Source organism: Amycolatopsis sp. NPDC000009, from assembly GCF_055563465.1.
In genome coordinates this window covers 365038-383122 of the sequence record NZ_JBVHDI010000002.1, presented here as the reverse complement: position 1 = coordinate 383122, position 18085 = coordinate 365038, and the positions used below count along the sequence as shown (strand labels likewise).

Sequence of the window (18085 nt, the reverse complement as noted above, 5' to 3'; positions counted from 1 at the left end):
GTGTGTCCGACGACGTTCTGCTCGACGCCGCGAAGAAGTGCGTGCTCGCCGTCGGCGTGAGGCGGACCACCCTCGCCGAGATCGCCCGGACCGCGAAGGTCAGCCGGATGACCGTCTACCGCCGGTTCCCGGACGTGCGCAGCGTGCTCGCGACCCTCATGACCCGCGAGTTCGGCGGCCTGCTGCAGGGCGCCGCCGAGCCGGAGGCCGAGCCTGCCAACTTCCGCGAGAAGCTCGTCCGGAGTTCGTCCGCCGCCGTCGCCGCGCTGTCGGGCGACCCGCTGTTCCGCACCCTGCTCGACCTCGACTCCGAGCTGGTCCTGCCCTACATCGTCGAGCGGTTCGGGAAGACCCAGCGGTTCGCCGAAGGCGTGATCCTGCACCTGCTGAAGTCGGGCCACGAAGACGGCTCGATCCGCAAGGGTGACCTGCCTTCGCAGGCGCGCACCCTGCTGCTGCTCATCCAGTCCTTCGCGTTCTCCTACCGGCCCGCCATCGCGGACGTGAACGAGAAGGAGCTGATGGCGGAATTCGCCCACATGCTCGACGCGGCGTTGCGGCCGTGACGCCGGGCTCGCTCAACGCTCTGCGGCGCGACCGGGAACTCACGGCGCTGGCCGGCGGTGAGCGGGTCGATCTGGTGGTGGTCGGCGGCGGTGTCACCGGCGCGGGGATCGCGCTGGACGCGGCCGCGCGGGGGCTCTCGGTGGCCCTGATCGAGGCGTACGACCTGGCGTACGGGACGTCACGCTGGTCCAGCAAGCTCGTACACGGCGGCCTCCGGTATCTGGCCAAGGGCGATCTGGCGCTGGCGCACGAAAGCGCCGTCGAACGCGGGATACTGATGACCCGCACCGCCCCGCATCTCACCAGGGCGATCCCGCAGCTGTTCCCCCTGTACCGCGAGACTTCCCGCGGCCAGCAGGCGTTCATCATGACGGGCCTCCTCGCCGGTGACGGCCTCCGCCGCGCGGCACGGACCCCGGCGTCGGTGCTGCCGCGGCCGAGGTCGATCCCGGCCGCGGAGGCGCTGGCGCTCGCCCCCGGCCTGTCCCCGCAAGGCCTGCGCGGGGCCCTGCTGGCCTACGACGGCGCGCTGACCGACGACGCGCGCCTGGTCGTGAACCTGGCACGGACGGCGGCGGCACGCGGCGCGAAGATCCTGACGAAGGTCGAGGCACTCCGGCTCGACGCGGAATCGGTGCTGGCCAGGGACAGGCTCACCGGACAGGAAATCGGGATCCGCGCCCGTCAGGTGATCAACGCGACCGGCGTCTGGGCGGGCGAACTGGCGGAATCGGTGCGGCTGCGGCCTTCCCGTGGTTCGCATCTCATCCTGGCTTCGGGAGCGGCACCGATCGGCGCGACGTCGGTCAACGTGCCCGTCCCCGGCGAGAACAACCGCTTCGTCTTCCTGCTGCCGCAACCGGACGGGCGGGTGTTCGTCGGGGTCACCGACGAGCCGACCGACGGCCCGGTCCCGCGCGTGCCGTCCGTCCCGGAGTCCGATGTGGACTTCCTGCTCGAAGTCGCGTCGACGGCGTTCAACCGCCCGCTGACGCGGGACGACGTGGCGGGCTCGTTCGCCGGGCTGCGGCCGCTGGTCGAAGGCGGCGGGCGCAGCGCCGATCTTTCGCGCAAACACGCGGTGGTGACCGGCGCCGACGGCGTGCTCACCATCGTGGGCGGCAAGCTGACGACGTACCGGAAGATGGCCGAGGACGCCGTCGACGCGGCACTGAAACGGTCCGGGCTCCTCGCCGGGCCGTCGACCACGTCCCGGCTCCCGCTGCTCGGCGCGGCACCGCGCCACCGCCTGTCCACTGTGGACGCACCGCCTCGACTGGTCGCGAAGTACGGCACCGAGGCGCCACGGGTCGCGGCACTCGGCGAAGTCGACCCGGACCTGGGGCTGCCCTTGTCCGGCGCCACCGAGATCACCGCGGCGGAGGTCGTCTGGGCCGTGCGGCACGAGGGCGCTCTCGACGTCGAGGACGTCTTGGAGCGCCGCACCCGGCTCGCCCTGGTCGCCCCGGACGCCGAGGCCGCCCGCGGCCGCGTCCAGGAACTTGTCGGCAAATCGCTCGCCGGCCTCGGCTGACCTCCCGCATTTAGTCCTCTTAAATGCGGTGAGACGTGTCCTCAGCTTGACGTGTCGTTGGGTTTTTGCAACAGTATGTTCCATGAGTCCGGTAAGACGCGGCAAAGAGCTGCCGATCTACAACCGGCTTCCCGTGCTCCGGGCAGAGCGCGGACTGAGCAGGGCCGCCCTCGCGGCGGCCGTCGAGGTCAACCCGCAGACCATCGGCGCGCTCGAACGGGGGGACCACTACCCGAGCCTGGACCTGGCGTTCCGCATCTGCGCGGTGTTCGACCTCCCGGTCGAGGCCGTGTTCAGCCGCGAACCGTTCACGCCACTGTCCACTCAGGTCTACCGGGAGGGGGGAACATGAGTGAGGAGCGAGGCCGCCTCGCGGCGTACTGGGAGCGCCAGCAGGAACGGCTGGACGAACTGGAACGCAAGCGGGCGCTGAGGCTGCCGACCTGGCGCACGCGGAAACGGCGGCGGACGTTGAGCGTGCTCGTGATCCTCGGCGATCTGATCCTGATCGCCGGCGCCGCCGTGTTCCATCGGCAACCGGAGCCGGTCTTCGTCGTGTGCTGGTTCGGAGGTGCGGTGATCGCCGGCGGTGCCCACTACCTGCTGCGGATCCTCACCGGCAAGATGAGCGGCGGGTTCTCGCTCCGGCTCGACGAACGCGAGCGGGAATGGCGCCACCGCGTCACCTACGTCAGCTATCAGGTCCTGGTCGGGCTGATGATGATCGCGGTGCTCTACAGCCTGGTCATCTCCGACACCGAGGACGGCGGCGTTCGCGGCGCGATGATGGCCTGCGCGCTGCTGGTCACCGGGACCACGCTCGCCGGCGTCATCCTCGGCTGGTCGCTGCCGGACGACGACCCTGAAGACTTCGAAGAGGTGAGCCCCACGTGACCGTCACCAGGACAAGGTCGGACCGGCGTCGCCTCGCCGTCGCGGCCGTGATCGGTCACCTGGTCGTGATCGCCGGGGCCGCGCTGCTCCGGGAGCCCACGTTGTGGTTCGCCGTCGGCTTGATGGGACCGGGCCTGTGCCTCTGCGTCGGCGCGGCGGCGGTGCTGCGCAAGGCCGTCGGCAGACCCGGCTCCGCGGCGAAGGACCTCGACGAACGCGAACTGCTGCTGCGAAACCGCGCGCACTACGCTGCGTTCCAGGGGATCTGCGTGCTGATGCTGGTGGATCTCGCATACGGGCTCTACGCGGCAGGGCAACCGGATCCCGGTTCGCTGCTGTCCGCGATGACAGCGGCGTTGTTCGTCTTCGGGACGTCGCTTCCGGCGCTTTGGCTCGCCTGGCGGCTGCCGGACGACGACCCTGAAGACTTCGAGGGGGTGACTCCGGGATGACCGGGGACAAGAAGCGGTACAAGGTGTCCATCGGCGTGGTCGCCGTCGTGCTGGTGGCGGGTGGGGTCCTCGCCGGCGCGGGCCGGGCGGCCCTGGTGTACCGGGCCACCTCGGTGGTGAGCAACGTCGAGCTGGACGGGCTGATCCAGCGGAACCGCACGGTTTCCGGCGTCCATCGCGGATTCATGGCGCTGGTGCGGTATTTCGAAGAGGGGAAATGGAAATGAGCGAGGGGAAGCTGGAGATCGACAAGGTCTCCAAGCGCTACGGCGCGAAGGTCGCGCTGGACGAGGTGAGCTTCGAGGTCCAGCCCGGTGAGCTGTACGGGTTCGTCGGCAGCAACGGCGCGGGCAAGACCACCACGATGCGGATCGTGCTCGGGGTGCTGGCGGCCGACTCCGGCCAGGTGCGCTTCGGCGGCGCCCCGATCACCCACGAGACCCGCACGCACATCGGGTACATGCCGGAGGAACGCGGGCTGTACCCGAAGATGAAGGTGCTGGAGCAGCTGGTCTATCTCGCCGAACTGCACGGGATGTCGGCCAACGACGCCCACCGCAGCGCCGAGAACTGGATCGCCCGCCTCGGGCTGACCGAACGGCGCAAGGACGAGGTCCAGAAGCTGAGCCTCGGCAACCAGCAACGCGTGCAACTCGCCGCGGCGCTGGTGCACGATCCGAGGGTGCTGGTGCTGGACGAGCCGTTCTCCGGCCTCGACCCGCTGGCCGTGGACGTGATGAGCGGCGTGCTGCGCGAGAAGGCCGCGACCGGTGTGCCGGTGGTGTTCTCCAGTCACCAGCTGGATCTGGTCGAGCGGCTGTGCGACCGCGTCGGCATCATCCGAAGTGGACGGATGGTCGCCTCCGGTACCGTCGCGGAGCTGACCGCCGGCGCGGGCAACGGTCTCGTCGTCACCGCGCCCGCCGCTCCGCCCGGCTGGGCATCGTCCGTTCCCGGTGTCCGGGCGGCCGAGCAGAACGGCCCGACGACCATCCTCGAACTCGAGACGGGCGCCGACGACCAGGCCGTGCTCGCCGCGGCGCTGGCCACCGGCCCGGTCACCGAGTTCACCAAACGCAGGCGTTCGCTGACCGAGCTCTTCCGCGACGCGGTCGCCGAGAAGCCGGCGGCACAGGGAGTTTCCGCATGAACACCGTATCCTCATGGCGCGCGGTCTGGCTGATCGCCAAACGCGAGCTGAACACCCGGTTGCGCACCAGGTCCTTCGTGATCGGCACCGCCGTGCTGCTGGTCATGCTGATGGGGTACGTCCTGCTGCAGTCCACGCTGATCAGCAACGAGGACAAGAGCAAGGTCGGGCTCACCGGCCAGACCGCCGGGATCGCGCAGCAGCTCAAGACCGCGGGCGAAGCCATCGGCGAAAAGATCGAGACCGTCACGGTCGCCGATCCGGCGCAGGGCCGGGCGCAGGTCGAGAACGGCGACCTGGACGCGCTGCTGTCCGGCAACGCCACCGAGCTGAAGGTGCTCGTCAAGTCCGAATTGGACACGAAGCTGCGTTCCCTGCTGAACGGCGTTTCCCAGCAGGAAGTGCTGAACGGCATCCTTTCCGAGGCCCAGAAGTCGCCCGACGAGGTGATGCGCACGGTCCACCAGACCCAGGTCGAGGTCGACTCGATCAAGCCGCCGGATCCCGAGAAGGCCCAGCGGACGGTGATCGGGCTGATCGTGGCGGTGCTGCTGTACATGAGCATCGTGACCTACGGGACGCTGGTCGCGCAGGGCGTGGTCGAAGAGAAGTCCAGCCGGGTGGTGGAGATCCTGCTGTCCACGGTCCGGCCATGGCATCTGTTGCTGGGAAAGGTGATCGGGCTCGGCCTGGTCGGGCTGACGCAGCTGGTGATCATCGGGGGCGCCGGGTTGATAGTCGCTTCGGCGACCAACGTGCTGACGCTGTCCGGGGTCGCGACGGGCGCCCTGCTGTGGGGTGTCGTGTGGTATCTGCTCGGGTTCCTGTTGTACGCCACCGTCTACGGCGCAATGGGTTCGCTGGTCTCCCGGCAGGAGGACACCCAGTCCGTGATCGGCCCGGTCAACATCGTGCTGATCCTCGGCTTCGTCGTCGGGTTCAACCTGCTGGCCCAGGCGCCGGAGGGCACGGGCACGAAGGTGCTCTCCCTGGTGCCGCTGCTTTCCCCGGTGCTGATGCCGGCGCGGATCGCCGCCGGGACCGTCGAGACGTGGGAGATCGTGCTGTCGCTGGGCCTGAGCGTGGGCGCGATCGCCCTGTTCACCTGGCTGGGCGCGCGGATCTACCAGAACAGCGTGCTGCGGGTCGGCAGCCGGATCAAGCTCTCGGAAGCCCTGCGCGGCTGACCCCACGGTCCGTGAAGGCCTCCTTCCCTACTCTCAGGGTAGGGAGGGAGGCCTTCACGGACCTTTGATGGCGGCGTAGCGCTCCAAGGCGACCTGGCGTTCGTGGGCGTGGTCGACCATGGGCGCTGGGTAGCCCTTGACGTTCTGCGGTTTGTGCGCGGCTTTGCCTTGCACAGACCGGAGTTCGGGAACGTAACGGCGGACGTAGTCGCCGGCGGGGTCGAACTTCTCACCCTGCGTCGTCGGGTTGAAGATCCGGAAGTACGGCGCGGCGTCGGTGCCGCTGCCCGCGACCCACTGCCAGTTCAGCTGGTTCGACGCGAGATCGCCGTCGACCAGATGCTTCATGAAATGCCGCGCGCCGAGCCACCACGGCAGATGCAGATCCTTGACCAGGAAACTCGCCACGATCATCCGGACGCGGTTGTGCATCCAGCCTTCGGCGAGCAGCTGCCGCATCCCGGCGTCGACGACGGGGAACCCGGTGCGCCCTTCGCACCATCGCCGGAAAGCGTCGTCGTCGCTCTCGTATTCCATGGCGTCGAACCGGGAATCGTAGTTCTTCCGCGCGGTTTCGGGCCGGTGCCACAGGACGTCGGCGTGGAACTCGCGCCAGGCGAACTCGCCGCGCAACGCCTTGGCGCCGGATCCCTCGTTCCCGGCGAGGTCGGCCAGCAAGGTACGCGGATGGACGCATCCCCAGCGCAGATAGGGCGAAAGCCTCGTCGTACCGGGGCGGTCGGGACGGTCGCGATCCTCGTCGTAGGTCTCGACACCGTCGTCCAGGAACTCGTGCCAGCGTTCGAGCGCCGCCTTCTCACCGGGCTCCGGCAGCTCCATTCCCTTGAGCGACGGGGACTTCGGGAGCTTGACGGATCGCGGCGGCTCCACCCAGTCCACAATGGACTCTCCGGTGTCCGCCGGACGCGGCCAGCCGTGGCGCACCCACGCGCGGTAGAACGGGGTGAAGACACGATAGGGGTCGCCGTCCGGTTTGCTGATCCGACCGGGGGTGATCGCGTACGGAGATCCCGTCTCGACCCAGGCGATGTCGTGCTCCGCCAACGCCTTCTTGACCTCGTCGTCGCGGCGGCGGCCGTACGGGCCGGTGTCCGCGCTGACGTGCACCGTCGCGGCGCCGACCGCACGGGCCGCTTTGACGACCTCCGTGGCCGGGTCGCCCTTGACGAGCATCAGCCGTCCGCCGAGCTGATCGTCCAGCGCCTTGAGGCAGCCGTGCAGGAACGCGACGCGCGGGGCACCGGAGGGTTTGAGGAGCGCGTCGTCGAGGACGTACAGCGCGAGGACGTGCTTGCTGTGCTTCGAAGCTTCCAGCAGGGCGGCGTGGTCGCCGAGGCGGAGGTCGCGGCGGAACCACAGCACTACGGGGGCTTCTCTGGTCACTCCCGAAACCCTAAGCGCGCTTCCCCGGCCCCGCACGCCAAAGGTCCTTTCCTCGCAGATTATGCGAGGAAAGGACCTTTGATGGCGCTTGCGGGAAGGGGCTCAGCGCTCCGATATGGGCGCGTAGTCCCGCGACGCGTAGCCGGTGTAGATCTGCCGCGGGCGGCCGATCTTGGTGGCCGGGTCCTGGATCATCTCGCGCCAGTGCGCGATCCAGCCCGGCAGGCGGCCGAGCGCGAACAGCACGGTGAAGTACTTCGTCGGGAAGCCGAGCGCCCGGTAGATCAGACCGGTGTAGAAGTCGACGTTCGGGTACAGCTTCCGCTCGATGAAGTAGTCGTCCGAGAGCGCGGTCTCTTCCAGCTTCTTCGCGATGTCGAGCAGCTGGTCGCCGCCCTTGAGCTTGGAGAGGATCTCGTCCGCGGTGTTCTTGATGATCTTCGCGCGCGGGTCGTAGTTCTTGTAGACCCGGTGCCCGAAGCCCATCAGGCGGACACCCTTTTCCTTGTTCTTCACGCGGGTGACGAAGTTCGCGACGTCGCCGCCCTCGGCCTGGATGCCCTCGAGCATGTCCAGGACCGCGCTGTTGGCGCCACCGTGCAGCGGACCGAACAGCGCGTTGATGCCGGCCGAGATCGAGGCGAACAGGTTCGCCTCGGAGGAGCCGACGAGGCGCACGGTCGAGGTCGAGCAGTTCTGCTCGTGGTCGGCGTGCAGGATGAACAGGAGGTCGAGCGCCTTGGCGACGTCCGGGTCGACCTCGTAGGGCTCGGCCGGGAAGCCGAAGGTCATCCGCAGGAAGTTCTCGACCAGGCCGAGCGAGTTGTCCGGGTACAGCAGCGGCTGGCCGACGGACTTCTTGTACGCGTACGCGGCCAGGGTCGGGACCTTGGCCAGCAGGCGGATGGTGGACAGCTCCACGTTCGGTTCGTCGAACGGGTTGAGCGAGTCCTGGTAGAAGGTCGACAGCGCGGATACGGCGCTGGAGAGCACCGGCATCGGGTGCGCGTCACGCGGGAAGCCGCTGAAGAAGGCTTTGAGGTCCTCGTGCAGCAGGGTGTGCCGCTGGATCTTCTCGGTGAACTCGGACAGCTGCGTCTGCGTGGGCAGCTCGCCGTAGATGAGCAGGTACGAGACCTCGATGAAGGTCGACTTCTCGGCCAGCTGCTCGATCGGGTACCCGCGGTAGCGCAGGATGCCGGCGTCACCGTCGATGTAGGTGATGGCCGACGACGCGGCACCGGTGTTCACGAACCCCGGGTCGTGGGTGATGTACCCGGTCGTCGCCAGCAGCTTCCCCAGCTCGATCCCAGGCGCGCCCTCGACCGGGTGGATCACCTTGAACTCGTGCTCGCCGTTGGGCAGGCGCAGCGTCGCGGTCTCGCCGGACTGCCCCGCAGCCGTCGTCGCGTCGGACATGTAAGTCCCTCTCACGTTCAGCACGGGCCGGCGGCGCCTGTAGGTTCCACAGGTACGCCCTCTTTCACGCGCGTGACCCACGGCCTCGCTGCACACCGCCCCGCTGGGGTATGAATTCCCCTCTACGCTAGTCGAGAATGGGGTCAACGCGCAGCGGGTGAGTTGCTCACAACAGCCCCTTTGGGACCAGGTTCACACGGCGGATGCCATATCGCCCGCCGTCGGCGGTTCCGCCCCGCTCCGCGAGACGGTGATCGACGCCGCTTTCGCCGCGAATTCGAGCGCCGTCCGCCAGCCGCCGGCGTCGAGAGTGGACAAGTCACGCACGCCGTTCGAGTACAGCCATGCCAGCAGGGCGCCCTGCACGGTGTCACCGGCGCCGATCGTGTCGACGACGTCGACCCGGCGTGACGGGACCTGCGCGATTTCGCCCGCTCGTGTGATGACGGACAACCCCCGCGCGCCCCGGGTGAGCACGACGGCATCGACTCCGCAAGAGGTCCAGACCTTTGCCGCGTCGACCGGGTCGGCGCCTTCGGCGAGCCATTCCGTGTCGTCGTCGGAGATCTTGAGCAGGCGGACATGCGGCAGCCAGGACTCGAACCGCGCGCGGTACGCCGCCGGATCGGTGATCAGCGCCGCCCGGATGTTCGGATCGAGCACGGTCAGGACGCCACGGGCGGATTCGCGGCGCAACACGGTTTCGTACGTGCTCGCACCCGGCTCCAGGACCATGCCGAGGGTGCCGAGGGAGAGCGCCGTCACATCTTCGGGGAGCGGGCCGGGGTCGGCGACCAGCCGGTCCGCGGTGCCCTCGGTGTAGAAGGTGTACCGCGCGGAACCCTTCTCGTCGAGCGCGACCACGGCGAGCGTCGTCGGCTCGTTTCCCCGCTGCAGCAAGGCCGTGTCGACGCCGGAGGCGTGCAGCCGGTCCACCAGGGCGACACCGAAGCGGTCGTCGGAGACACGCGAGAGGAAGCCCGTGGGGACGCCGAGCCGCCCGGCGGCGAGCGCGACGTTGTAGGGACCACCACCCATCCGGGGCAGCAGCGCGCGCAACCCACCGTCCACACTGGAATCCAATGGTTCACCGGGAACGAGGTCGACCAGCGCCTCTCCACCTACGACGATCACGGGCGCGATGCTAGCCGAGGCGGCGGCCGGATCACCAGAATTGTCAGTTCAGGACATTTTTTGTCGCTATCCCGCCGAGCAAAAGCTCGGACAAAGCGGTGAACGCTTCGGCGTCGGTCACCCCGGCGCGCTGACCGATGACTCCGGTCTGGATTCCCTCGATGATCAGTCCCGCCATTTCCGCGATCAGCCGCGCGTGCACCTCACGGAAAACACCGTCGGTGACGCCGCGATCGATGAACGACCGGATCCGCGCGGCCGCGGCGCGGCTGTTGAGCTGATACGCGTCCCGCGCCGGCGCGAATTCGGCGATGTCGGTCATGAAAGCGGCCGAAGCCCGGTTCAGGTACTCGGAGATCCCGGCGAGGTACTCCCCGAGGATCTTGCGGGCGTCGTCGATCCCGGCGATCCGCTCCTCCAGCAGCTCGGCGGCACCCTTGAAAAAGTGGGTGACGACCTTGACCGCGAGCTGCTCCTTACTGGGCGCGAGCGCGTAGAGGGTCGACTTCGAGCAGCGGAGCCTGGCGGCCAGATCGTCCAGCGTGAACTGGGAGAACCCTTCGGCGAGGAAGAGCGCTTCAAGCTCCGAGAGCAGCGCTCTCTGACGCGCGGTGGGCTGGCGGCGCGAGGTCATCGGATCACTATCCCCTACGCGAACGGTGTACCCCCAGCGCCGTCTACTGTACGCTGAATCAGCCCACAGTACTGTTTTTAGTACAGCTCAGCTCGGAGGAGCCATGCCGGCGGACCGTCTGCTGCCCAGCACCGAGGCCCAGGATCTGATCGACCTGGCCAAGGAGATCGCGCGCGAGGAGCTCGCCCCGATCGCCAGCAAGTACGAGGAGACCGCGCATTTCCCGCGTGAGCAGTTCCGGCTGCTCGGGCAGGCCGGGCTGCTCGGCCTGCCGTACTCGGAACGCTGGGGCGGCGGCGAGCTGCCGTACGAGGTCTACCTGCAGGTTCTGGAGGAGATCGCGGCCGCGTGGATGTCGGTCGGTGTCGGGCTCTCCGTGCACACGATGTCCTGCTTCGCGTTGGCGCACCACGGCACCGACGAGCAGCGCGATCGTTGGCTGCCGTCGATGCTGGAAGGCGGCCTGCTGGGCGCGTACGCGCTCTCGGAGACCCACGCCGGCTCCGACGCGGCCGCCCTTTCGACCCGCGCGCGGCTCGACGGCGACCAGTACGTCGTGAACGGCACGAAGGCGTGGATCACCCACGCGGGTGAGGCCGACTTCTACACGACCATGGTGCGCACGAGCGACGACGGCGGGCAGGGCATCTCCTGCCTGCTCGTGGACGCGGCGACGCCGGGCCTCTCGGCCGCGCCGCCCGAGCGGAAGATGGGCCTCACCGGGTCGACCACGGCACAGCTGATGTTCGAGGACGCCGCCGTCGACGCCGGCCGTCGGATCGGCGAAGAGGGCCAAGGGCTGAAGATCGCGCTGTCGTCGCTCAGCTCCGGACGGCTGGGCATCGCCGCTTGCGCCGTCGGGCTCGCGCAGGCCGCGCTGGACGAGGCACTCGAGTACGCGAAGGGCCGCACGCAGTTCGGGCGGCCGATCATCGAGTTCCAGGGACTGGAGTTCCTGCTGGCCGACATGGCCGCGACCGTCGAGACGTCGCGCGCGATGTACCTCGACGCCGCCCGCCGCCGCGACCGCGGGCTGCCGTTCCAGCGGCAGGCGTCCATCGCGAAGCTCGTCGCGACCGACGGCGCGATGAAGGTGACCACCGACGCCGTGCAGGTGCTCGGCGGCGCCGGGTACACGAAGGACTTCCCCGTGGAGCGGTACATGCGGGAGGCGAAGGTGCCGCAGATCTTCGAGGGCACGAACCAGATCCAGCGCATGGTGATCGCGCGGGAACTGCGGAAAGGCTGACGCTCCGCGCTGATACGATCACAGGTGGTCACGCTGTGACCGTGAGACACTGTGGATGACGTGAGGAGACGCTGTGACAGCCCTTCCCCATTCCACGACCGGGTCGCACGGTGAATCAGGGTGGGCCGTCCCGGATCACCTGCTGTCGGTCGCGGAGTACGCGGCGCTCGGTGAGCCCGATTCCGGATTCACCGAGCTCGTGGAAGGCCGCCTTGTCATGTCACCGAGCCCCAAGAGGAGACACAACAAGGCGCTGTACGCCTTGGCCAGGCAGCTGGAGTCACAGCTGCCCGATCACCTCGAATTCGTCCAGGACATCGACGTCGATCTGGGGCTGGTGCCGCCCGGTGAGCCGGGTTTCGCCAGGCGACCGGATCTGATCATCGCCCTTCGCGAGGCGGGCGAACGGATCGACGAAGAGGACACGATGTACCGCGCGGACGACGTCGTCGTGGTGGTCGAGATCGTGTCGCCTGGTTCGAAGCGCACCGACTACGTGACCAAACACGGCGAGTACGCCGACGCGGGGATCCCGCATTACTGGATCGTCGACCTCAGTGAACCGGTCTCCCTTGTCGCCTGCCACCAGGCGGGCGAACTCGGCTATCAGGACGCTCCGGCCATGACCGGCGAATTCCGTGCCGACGAGCCGTTTCCGGTGAAACTGGATCTCGGCCGCCTGCTCTCGTGAGTGGTAAGGACGGTTAGAACCGTCCTCACCACTCACGAGCCGCCGTGCCCCGGCGGACCGAACTGCTGTGGCGGCGGACCGGCCGGCGGCGGCTGCTGCGGCCATCCGGCCTGCGGCGGATGAGGCCGCTGTCCCGGCGCGGGCTGCCACTGGGGCTGAGGCGGGGCCTGGAATCGGGCGCCATGCGCCTGCGGAAAACCCTGCTGGGGAGACCCCGGAGGTTGCGGAAAACCCTGCTGAGGGGATCCCGGCGGTTGCTGAAATCCCTGCTGCTGCGGAAATCCCGGCTGTGCCGACCACTGCGCGCCCTGCCGGGCCTCGGCGAAGGCGCGGACCTTGCGCCGTTTCCCGCGGATCAGCATCGTCGCCCCCAGACCGGTCAGCGCCACGCCGACCCCGGCCATCCAGAGCCCGTGGTCGCGGAACGTCTCGGCCCTGGACTCGGCGGCGGCCTTCATCTGGTCGTAGGTGTCCTCGTCGACGGTGCGGCCACCCTTGGTGCTTTCACAGACGTCGCCGGGGCCCATGATCCGGCCACCGCATTTGACGACATCCGGATCCTCGCGGGAGAACAGCAAGGTGACGACCAGGAAACCGATACCGACGACCAGAACGAAGACCCAGCGCTTCATGTGTTACACATCCTCCCCAGCGTGTAACACATGAGAGCACAGGCCGGTCACCCTGACAAGGCCGGGATCACCCTTCGCGGTAGCGCCGCTCCTCGGTGACGCCGACGCCGGTCTCCTCGTCGAAGTGGTAGACCTCGCGCCCGCGCACGAACACGCGCATGGCCCGGTTCATCACGTCCAGCGGATCACCCGACCAGATGACCACGTCGGCGTCGAGGCCGGGCTTCAGCGAGCCGACCTGGTCGTCGAGGTCCAGCATGGCGGCCGGGTTGACGGTCAGCGCCTTCAGCGCGGTCTCCGGGTCGAGGCCGTCCTTCACCGACAGCGCGGCCTGGTACACCAGGAAGTTGATCGGCACGACCGGATGGTCCGTGGTGATCGCGATCCGCACGCCCGCCCTGGCGAGGATGCCGGGCGCGCGCAGGGTGCGGTTGCGCAGCTCCACTTTGGACTTGGTGGTGAACAGCGGGCCGAGGATCACCGGCACGTCCCGCTCGGCGAGCAGGTCCGCGATCAGGTGCCCTTCGGTGCCGTGGTTGATCACCAGTTTGTAGCCGAACTCGTCGGCCAGCCGGATCGCGGTCACCATGTCGTCGGCGCGGTGGACGTGCTGGTCCCAGTACAGCTCGCCGTCGAGGACCTTGGCCAGCGTCTCCTTGGTCAGGTCGACGTCGAACGGCTTGCCCTCGCCGGCGGCGTGCTCGCGCTGGGCGGCGTAGTTACGCGCGGCGGTGAAGGCGTCGCGGATGGTCGACGCGACGCCGAGCCTGGTCGACGGCGTCTGCTTCTTCTCGCCATAGACCCGTTTCGGGTTCTCGCCGAGCGCGCTCTTCACGCTGACGCCCTCGGCGAAGATCATGTCGAGCACGGTCCGGCCCCAGGTCTTGACGCCGATCGTCTGCCCGCCGATGGGGTTCCCGGAGCCGGGTTTGATGACGACGCTGGTGACGCCGCCCGCGAGCGCGTCGTCGAAGCCGGGCTCGTACGGGTCGATCCCGTCGATCGCCCGGAACCGCGCGCCGTTGGGGTCGGTCATCTCGTTCGTGTCGTTCCCGGACCAGCCTTCGCCGTCCTCGTGGACGCCGAGGTGGGCGTGCGCGTCGATGAACCCGGGCAGCACCCAGCTGCCCGCGGCGTCGATCAGTTCGGCGTCGTCGGGGACGTCGACGTCGGCGTCGGTGCCGACCGCGGCGATCTTCCCGTTCTCGATGAGGACCGTGCCGCCGTCGATGGGATCACCGTCGACCGGGACGACGTAACCACCGACGATGGCCTTGACCTGTGCTTTGTCAGACATACTTTGACACGCTAACGAACTGGGCCGCCGGTCCGCACGCGGGGCTTTTCGAAGTGGACCAGTTCGTAGTGCTTCTCGGGCGTGCGGTGCGTCTCGACGTAGCCGAGCTTCCGGTACATCCGCAGCGGGCCCGTGCTCCGCTCCCCGGTGAACAGGCGGAACACGGTCACCGTGGGTGGCGCGGCCGCCTCGGCGGCGAGCAGCAACGAGCTGCCGAGACCGTGTCCCTGCCTGTCCGGCGCCACGATGAGCCTGCCGACGAGACCGGCCTCGCCGTCCACGACGATCCGGACGCTCGCCACCAGCCGCCCGGATTCCCTGATGCCCCAGGCGAAACACGCGGGATCGCCCAAGGCCTCCTTGGCCTGCTCGAAGGTCTCCAGCAGCGGCGGGAGGTCGAGGTTCTCGTGCTCCCTTGCCTCCGGGACGTACGCCGCGCGCTGCAGCGTGAGCACCTCCCCCGCGTCGACGGGGCCCAGCCGGAGAGGGGCCTCCATCAGCGCACCCGGATTCCCCAGCTCCCGGTCCACGACGACGCGGGCTCCAGGTCGATCAGGTCGGTGCCGGTGTTGAGCGCGTCCGCCGGGCAGGTCATCGGCTCGATCGCCACCGCCCGGCCCCGGCCAACCAGGTCGTCCGGCGTGAACACCTGTGCCCAGCGGAAGTCCGGCCCGGCCCAGACCAGCAGCTCCTGCTCCCCGTGCGAGAGGACGTGGTGGTGGTTCCCGTCCTCGGCCACGGTCAGTCCGCCGAACGCCGTGTCGAGGTCGACGCCTTCGAGCACCTTGCCGGACCGGAAGTCGTACTCGGTCCCCTCCACGTCCTGCTCGTCGGCGTACGGCATCTGCTCGTCGCCGAGATACGGGCGGACCCGGCTCGCGGGCAGCGTCAGGGTCAGCTCGTCGGTGGGCACGTCGCCGATGCGGAAGTAGGGGTGCGTGCCGAGCCCGACGCCGATCGGGCTCTCGCCCTCGTTGCGGATCTCGTGCGTGACGACCAGTTCGCGCGGCGAGATCTCGTAGGTGATCGTCGCGCGCAGCGGTACCGGCCACCCTTCCTGCGCCGGGACGTCGATGGCCAGCGTGATCGACGATTCCGCGTGCTCGAGAAGCTCCCACTCCTCGTGGCGGGTCAGGCCGTGGATCGCGTTGCCGCGGGCCTCCTCGGTGATCGGGAGCTGCTGCTTCTCGCCCTGGTAGTCCCACTGGCCACCCTTGGTGCGGTTCGGCCAGGGCAGCAACACCTGCCCGGCGCCCTTCGGCGGCTTCTCGTCCTCGGCGAACGCCTCGACGTACGGCACCCCGCCGACCTCGAACGCGCGCAGCCCGGCACCGATCTCGGTGACGACGGCGCGCGCGTTGCCGCGGGTGATCTCGAACTGCTCTCCGGTGGGATTGGCCATGTGGACGAGGTTACTGTGAGAACGCCACGCTCGGACGAAGGAGACCGCCGCGATGACCGTTCCCGGCTACCCCAGCACAGTCGGCCGCGTCCTGGAACGGAGCGCGCGCCGCGTCCCGGGCCGGGTCGCCCTCACGTTCGCCGATCGCGTGTGGACGTACGCGGAGCTCGACCGCGCGGCGGGCCGGGTCGCGGCGAAACTGCTCGGCCGCGGGCTCGTCCACGGTGACCGCGTCGCGGCCTTCGGCAAGAACTCCGACGCGTACCTGTTGCTGTACCTGGGTTGCGCGCGGGCCGGGCTGGTGCACGTGCCAGTGAACTTCAACGCCCGCGGCGAGGAACTCGAGTACCTGCTCACGCAGTCCGAGCCCGCCATCGCCTTCGTCGACCCCACGCTGGCCGAGCATGTCAGCGTCGAGCATGTGTCCACACTGGACGTTCTGGAGTGGGCACTGGACGAAACCGTCCAGCCGCACGAGGAGCGCGGGGTCGCCGACGACGACCTCGTCCAGTTGCTCTACACGTCCGGCACGACCTCGCGGCCGAAGGGCGCGATGCTCACCCACCGCGCGCTGGTGCACGAGTACACGTCCTGCATCACCGCGCTCGATCTGAGCGACCGTGATGTTCCCCTGCACGCGCTGCCGCTGTACCACTCGGCGCAGATGCACGTCTTCCTCATGCCTGGGTTGGCCGTCGGCGCGACGAACCACCTGGTCGAATCTCCGGACCTCGACGACATCCTCGCGAGGATTCCCCGTCAGGGCATCACTTCCCTGTTCTTCCCGCCGACCGTCTGGGTCGGGCTCGCGAACCATCCCGGTCTCGCGGACGCGGATCTGCGCTGCCTCACCAAGGCCTACTACGGCGCGTCGATCATGCCGGTCCCGGTCCTGAACGCGCTGCGCTCACGGCTGCCGGATGTCGGTTTCTACAACTGCTTCGGCCAGTCGGAGATCGGTCCACTCGCGACGGTCCTGCGGCCCGAAGAGCACGACGCGCGGCCGGATTCCGTCGGCAGGCCGGTCCTCTTCGTCGAGACGCGGGTGGTGGACGCCGAGATGAACGACCTCCCGCCGGGTGAACTCGGCGAGGTCGTGTACCGCTCTCCCCAGCTGTGCACCGGTTACTGGGGCAAGCCCGAGGAGTCGGTGGAGGCGTTCGCGGGCGGCTGGTTCCACTCCGGTGACCTGGTGCGGCAGGACGAGGAGGGTTACCTGTTCGTCGTCGACCGGATCAAGGACGTCGTCAACACCGGCGGCGTCCTGGTCGCGTCGCGCGAGGTGGAGGACGCGCTGTACGCGCATCCCGCCGTCGCCGAGGTCGCCGTCGTCGGCCTGCCGCACGAACGCTGGATCGAAGCGATCGCCGCGGTGGTCGTGGCGAAGGATCCCGTCGAGGAAACGGAACTCATCGAGTTCGCCAAGAAGTCGCTGGCGGCGCACAAGGTGCCGAAGTCGGTGCATTTCGTCGGCGAACTGCCGAAGAACGCGTCCGGGAAACTGCTCAAACGCGAGCTGCGGCAACAGTTCGGCGGGTCAGCGTCCGCGATCGGTGTCTAGGGTTTCGGCGTACGCGGCGAACTCGCAGGCCGCTTCGAGGCTGCCCGGCCGCGGTGGATCCTCCGGATCCCAGCCGAGTTCGCGGTCCTGAAGCACCTGCGTGAGCAACGGCCGCCAGCGCGGATCGAGGTTCTCGCGCGCCCAGAGGAGCGCGCCGCGCTTCGACTCGATCTCGGCCGTGCGCAAGGTGTAGAGCACGCGGCAACAGGTCGACACGATGTAGCGCTGGGTCCACGCGATGTCGAAGGGCGCCCACGCGCGGACGCCGTCGACCAGGCCGTGCAGTTCCTCGCGCATCGCCGCGCGCATCGCGTCCGGTGGCGGATCGTCGACCAGGCTCGTGATCGGCGGGCCGTCGAGCACGATGCCTTTGTGGCGCAGGATCCAGCGCGTGTGCAGGCTGTTGCAGTGGGTGTCCCAGGTCAGGACGCGGTGGCCGTGGTCGCAGTACAGCCACGGCGTGCCGAGGCCCTGGCTGGTCTTCAGCGATGCGATGTCCGCGTACGAGCCCTCGATCTCCTTGCACCAGAAGCCTTCTCTGGTGGGAAGTTCGTCGTGGAGCACGCGGAGGTCCGCTTCGATCGTGCCTCTCGGCGGTTCGGTCGTCGCGATGATGAAGTCGCAGTCGCTGTGGAGGTCGCCGGCGCCGAGCGCGAAGGAACCTTGGACGTACGCGCCGACGTAGGTGTCGCCGAGGATCTCGCGGGCTGAAGCGACCAGGTCGGTGAGGACTTGGTCGAGTTCGGCGTAGGGCGTGTACACGGGCCGTGACGTTACCCGGAACTCGCGTGCTTGAAGACGTAACTCGCGTGATCAGACTCGTAACTCACGTGTGCGGCGCTTGATCACGTGAGTTACGCCTCCGATCACGCGAGTTA

The 18085-nt window shown here is 68.6% G+C and carries 20 protein-coding genes; 11 read left to right on the top strand and 9 right to left on the bottom strand.

Features of this window, described 5'->3' with window-relative positions; translation table 11 throughout:
* Nucleotides 1-2 precede the first annotated feature (2 nt).
* The 8 genes from ACZ3HL_RS07910 to ACZ3HL_RS07875 all read left to right on the top strand — a co-directional run bounded on the left by ACZ3HL_RS07910 (nt 3) and on the right by ACZ3HL_RS07875 (nt 5784).
* Nucleotides 3-566: a TetR/AcrR family transcriptional regulator gene (locus ACZ3HL_RS07910; protein ID WP_465530003.1), complete on the top strand. Its 564-nt coding sequence runs from the start codon at nt 3-5 to the stop codon at nt 564-566.
* On the top strand, nt 563-2101 hold the full coding sequence (locus tag ACZ3HL_RS07905; RefSeq protein WP_465529566.1) for a glycerol-3-phosphate dehydrogenase/oxidase: 1539 nt from the start codon (nt 563-565) through the stop codon (nt 2099-2101). Before ACZ3HL_RS07910 ends, ACZ3HL_RS07905 begins: the two co-directional genes overlap by 4 nt.
* Nucleotides 2102-2183: 82 nt before the next feature.
* Nucleotides 2184-2453 carry a helix-turn-helix transcriptional regulator gene (locus ACZ3HL_RS07900; protein ID WP_034308595.1) on the top strand — a complete coding sequence of 90 codons (270 nt, stop codon included), beginning with the start codon at nt 2184-2186 and terminating at the stop codon, nt 2451-2453.
* A complete protein-coding gene (locus ACZ3HL_RS07895) occupies nt 2450-2995 on the top strand; it encodes a hypothetical protein (protein ID WP_465410878.1) in 546 nt (181 codons plus the stop codon). The genes ACZ3HL_RS07900 and ACZ3HL_RS07895 overlap by 4 nt, the downstream gene beginning before the upstream one ends.
* Nucleotides 2992-3447, top strand: coding sequence for a hypothetical protein (locus ACZ3HL_RS07890; RefSeq protein WP_465529564.1), 456 nt, complete (start codon nt 2992-2994; stop codon nt 3445-3447). The genes ACZ3HL_RS07895 and ACZ3HL_RS07890 overlap by 4 nt, the downstream gene beginning before the upstream one ends.
* A complete protein-coding gene (locus ACZ3HL_RS07885; protein ID WP_465410876.1) occupies nt 3444-3674 on the top strand; it encodes a hypothetical protein in 231 nt (76 codons plus the stop codon). Before ACZ3HL_RS07890 ends, ACZ3HL_RS07885 begins: the two co-directional genes overlap by 4 nt.
* Nucleotides 3671-4597 carry an ABC transporter ATP-binding protein gene (locus ACZ3HL_RS07880; protein ID WP_465529562.1) on the top strand — a complete coding sequence of 309 codons (927 nt, stop codon included), beginning with the start codon at nt 3671-3673 and terminating at the stop codon, nt 4595-4597. The genes ACZ3HL_RS07885 and ACZ3HL_RS07880 overlap by 4 nt, the downstream gene beginning before the upstream one ends.
* Nucleotides 4594-5784 (top strand): ABC transporter permease, encoded by a 1191-nt coding sequence (locus ACZ3HL_RS07875; RefSeq protein ID WP_465410874.1) that lies wholly within the window; start codon nt 4594-4596, stop codon nt 5782-5784. Before ACZ3HL_RS07880 ends, ACZ3HL_RS07875 begins: the two co-directional genes overlap by 4 nt.
* A 54-nt stretch (nt 5785-5838) precedes the next feature.
* On the opposite strand, the gene ACZ3HL_RS07870 is transcribed toward ACZ3HL_RS07875, so the two are convergent.
* From ACZ3HL_RS07870 to ACZ3HL_RS07855, 4 genes are all read right to left on the bottom strand, one after another.
* The gene (locus tag ACZ3HL_RS07870; RefSeq protein WP_465529560.1) at nt 5839-7188 is read right to left on the bottom strand and encodes a cryptochrome/photolyase family protein; all 1350 of its coding nucleotides are present in this window, start codon (nt 7186-7188) and stop codon (nt 5839-5841) included.
* Nucleotides 7189-7290: 102 nt separating this feature from the next.
* On the bottom strand, nt 7291-8607 hold the full coding sequence (locus ACZ3HL_RS07865; RefSeq protein WP_007033295.1) for a citrate synthase: 1317 nt from the start codon (nt 8605-8607) through the stop codon (nt 7291-7293).
* Nucleotides 8608-8799: 192 nt separating this feature from the next.
* Nucleotides 8800-9741 carry a carbohydrate kinase family protein gene (locus tag ACZ3HL_RS07860; protein ID WP_465529558.1) on the bottom strand — a complete coding sequence of 314 codons (942 nt, stop codon included), beginning with the start codon at nt 9739-9741 and terminating at the stop codon, nt 8800-8802.
* 43 nt (nt 9742-9784) lie between these two features.
* A complete protein-coding gene (locus tag ACZ3HL_RS07855) occupies nt 9785-10375 on the bottom strand; it encodes a TetR/AcrR family transcriptional regulator (RefSeq protein ID WP_072029818.1) in 591 nt (196 codons plus the stop codon).
* 103 nt (nt 10376-10478) lie between these two features.
* Here ACZ3HL_RS07855 and ACZ3HL_RS07850 point away from each other — a divergent pair, with 103 nt between their 5' ends.
* Entirely contained in the window at nt 10479-11624 is a 1146-nt protein-coding gene (locus tag ACZ3HL_RS07850; RefSeq protein ID WP_465529556.1) for an acyl-CoA dehydrogenase family protein, read from the top strand.
* 73 nt (nt 11625-11697) lie between these two features.
* Complete coding sequence (locus ACZ3HL_RS07845; RefSeq protein WP_192743725.1) at nt 11698-12315, top strand: Uma2 family endonuclease; 618 nt, start codon at nt 11698-11700, stop codon at nt 12313-12315.
* Nucleotides 12316-12347: 32 nt separating this feature from the next.
* Here ACZ3HL_RS07845 and ACZ3HL_RS07840 read toward each other — a convergent pair whose 3' ends face one another.
* The 4 genes from ACZ3HL_RS07840 to ACZ3HL_RS07825 form a co-directional block, all read right to left on the bottom strand.
* Complete coding sequence (locus tag ACZ3HL_RS07840) at nt 12348-12947, bottom strand: hypothetical protein (protein WP_465529553.1); 600 nt, start codon at nt 12945-12947, stop codon at nt 12348-12350.
* Nucleotides 12948-13014: 67 nt separating this feature from the next.
* On the bottom strand, nt 13015-14244 hold the full coding sequence (locus ACZ3HL_RS07835; protein ID WP_465410869.1) for an amidohydrolase: 1230 nt from the start codon (nt 14242-14244) through the stop codon (nt 13015-13017).
* An 11-nt stretch (nt 14245-14255) separates the two neighbouring features.
* Nucleotides 14256-14741 (bottom strand): GNAT family N-acetyltransferase, encoded by a 486-nt coding sequence (locus tag ACZ3HL_RS07830; RefSeq protein ID WP_465529552.1) that lies wholly within the window; start codon nt 14739-14741, stop codon nt 14256-14258.
* Nucleotides 14741-15646, bottom strand: a complete 906-nt coding sequence (locus tag ACZ3HL_RS07825; protein WP_465410867.1) for an aldose 1-epimerase family protein — start codon at nt 15644-15646, stop codon at nt 14741-14743. The genes ACZ3HL_RS07830 and ACZ3HL_RS07825 overlap by 1 nt, the downstream gene beginning before the upstream one ends.
* A 52-nt stretch (nt 15647-15698) precedes the next feature.
* Here ACZ3HL_RS07825 and ACZ3HL_RS07820 point away from each other — a divergent pair, with 52 nt between their 5' ends.
* Nucleotides 15699-17207 (top strand): fatty acyl-CoA synthetase, encoded by a 1509-nt coding sequence (locus tag ACZ3HL_RS07820; RefSeq protein WP_465529550.1) that lies wholly within the window; start codon nt 15699-15701, stop codon nt 17205-17207.
* On the opposite strand, the gene ACZ3HL_RS07815 is transcribed toward ACZ3HL_RS07820, so the two are convergent.
* Nucleotides 17184-17969, bottom strand: coding sequence for an aminoglycoside adenylyltransferase domain-containing protein (locus ACZ3HL_RS07815; RefSeq protein WP_465529548.1), 786 nt, complete (start codon nt 17967-17969; stop codon nt 17184-17186). The genes ACZ3HL_RS07820 and ACZ3HL_RS07815 overlap by 24 nt on opposite strands.
* Nucleotides 17970-18085: the final 116 nt, after the last annotated feature.